This is a genomic window from Mesorhizobium sp. M7A.F.Ca.CA.001.10.2.1, from assembly GCF_003998575.1.
Taxonomy (GTDB): Bacteria; Pseudomonadota; Alphaproteobacteria; order Rhizobiales; family Rhizobiaceae; genus Mesorhizobium.
The window spans coordinates 1-1,807 of the sequence record NZ_RZQY01000914.1 but is presented as its reverse complement, the minus strand read 5'-3'; the positions used below and the strand labels follow the sequence as shown (position 1 = coordinate 1,807).

The 1,807-nt window shown below is 61.3% G+C and carries 3 protein-coding genes; 1 reads left to right on the top strand and 2 read right to left on the bottom strand.

Going from position 1 to position 1,807, the window contains the following annotated elements:
* Both EN964_RS33395 and choX read right to left on the bottom strand, forming a co-directional pair.
* Positions 1-360: alpha/beta fold hydrolase (locus tag EN964_RS33395; protein ID WP_127277367.1), on the bottom strand; the 360-nt coding region annotated here is incomplete at its 3' end.
* Between the two features lie 8 nt (positions 361-368).
* Positions 369-1,307, bottom strand: a complete 939-nt coding sequence (gene choX, locus EN964_RS33390) for a choline ABC transporter substrate-binding protein (RefSeq protein WP_127272782.1) — start codon at positions 1,305-1,307, stop codon at positions 369-371.
* 81 nt (positions 1,308-1,388) lie between these two features.
* On the opposite strand from choX, the gene EN964_RS33385 reads away from it, so the two are divergent.
* The coding region (locus EN964_RS33385) for a TetR family transcriptional regulator (protein ID WP_127277365.1) at positions 1,389-1,807 on the top strand (419 nt) is incomplete at its 3' end.

The window sequence follows — 1,807 nt, the reverse complement described above, 5'->3', positions numbered from 1 at the left end:
CTTGTGCCCCGCAGCCAAAGCGACAGCCACCATGGCGCCCAGCGAATGGCCGACGACGACCGGTCGGTCGAGTTGTAAACTCTGGATCAGCCCGGCCATATCATCGGCAAGATCGGCGATGCCGCAGTTCTTGCCAGCCTGCGAGGCGCCGTGGCCGCGCAGATCCGGCATGATCAGACGACGGCCGGCCAGATATGGCGCCAGAAGCGAAAAACTGCGGCTGGTGTCGGTGAAGCCGTGCACCAACAGCAGTGCCGGCTCGGCGCCTGATACCTCGACATAGGCGATGTCGAGATCGCCGACAGTGACGAATTGCTTGCGGCCGGACCAGGCGCCCTGCTCCGGCAAAGCATCAAGCACCGCCGCTCTCACAGACCGAGCTTTTCCTTGACCGCGGCGAGGCCGGGTTGGCCGTCGAAGGTGGTGACGCCGGCGAGCCAGGCGTCGAGGCGGCTTTTGTTGGCCGTGATTGCCTTCAGCGCGCCGTCCTCCGGCTTCATGCCGTCATTGATCAGATAGCCCATGCCGACATTCTCGAAATCGATGTCGAAGGCGAGATTCCTGAGGAATTGCGCGACGTTCGGGCATTGCTCGAGATAGCCCTTGCGCACCTGCGTCGTCACCGTCGCGGCGCCGAAGTTCGGGCCGAAGAACTTGTCGCCGCCGGTCAGGTACTTGAAGTCGTACATCGTGTTCATCGGATGCGGCGCCCAGCCCTGGAAGACGATGAACTGCTTTTCCTTGATCTCGTAGCCGACCTCGGAAAGCATGCCGGCTTCGCTGGACTCGACCACTTGCCAGCCGTCCAGGCCAAAGGCGGGATCGGCGATGGCGTCCATCATCAACTGGTTTGAACCGGGCTCGATGCCGTACATTTTCTTGCCGAACTTGTCGGCGAATTTGTGCAGGTCGGAAATGTCCTTGACGCCGGCATCCCAGGCGTAGGTCGGAACGGCGAAGGTGTATTTGGCGCCCACGAGATTGACGCGCACATTTTCGACCGAGCCGTCCTTCTTGTAGGGCTCGTAATAGGTGACCATGGCCGGATCCCAGTAGCCCAGGAACAGGTCGAGGTCCCTGTTCTTCATGCCCTCGTAGATGACGTTGATGCCGAGCACCTGGCTTTGCGGCTGATAGCCGAGCGCCTCCAACAGGACGTTGGCGACCCCCGTGGTGAAGGCAAGGTCGTTCCAGCCGGGTTCGGCCATGCGGACCGTCCTGCACTCTTCGGCCTCGGCCGCCTGGGCCGCATGAGAGGCCAACATGAGGGCGGCCAAACAGACGCCGTTTGCAAGGATGCGCAACATTTCGGTTCTCCTCATTCGTGAAATTGACCAATCGGTTTTTTTATTGTCCCATGGGTCAATTCTTGATCTGAGCGGACGAAAATGTCAACGTGGATTCGAAATGCATGGACCAATCCCGTGAAACTCAAGCGTCTCAGTGAGATACGCCGCAAGGAGCTGCGGCAGGCGGCCTTCGTGGTTCTGGAGCGCGAGGGCATTGCCGGCGCGACCCTGGAAAAAGTGGCCGCTCAGGCAGGTGCCTCCAAAGGCATCGTGCTGCACTATTTCCGCAACAAGCAGGAACTGTTCGAGCACGCGATGCGCGAAGCCAATGCCGTCCTGTGCCAGGCGGTGATCGCGCGGCTTCGCCGGGCGCGTACGCCGATGGAGCGCATGGATGCGGTGATCGAGGGCAATTTCGAGGAGCATCTGTTCCAGCCGCCTCTGTGCCATGCCTGGCTGTCGCTCTGCGCCGAGGTGCCGCGCGACGAGAAGATGGCCCGTATCCAGCGGGTGATCCA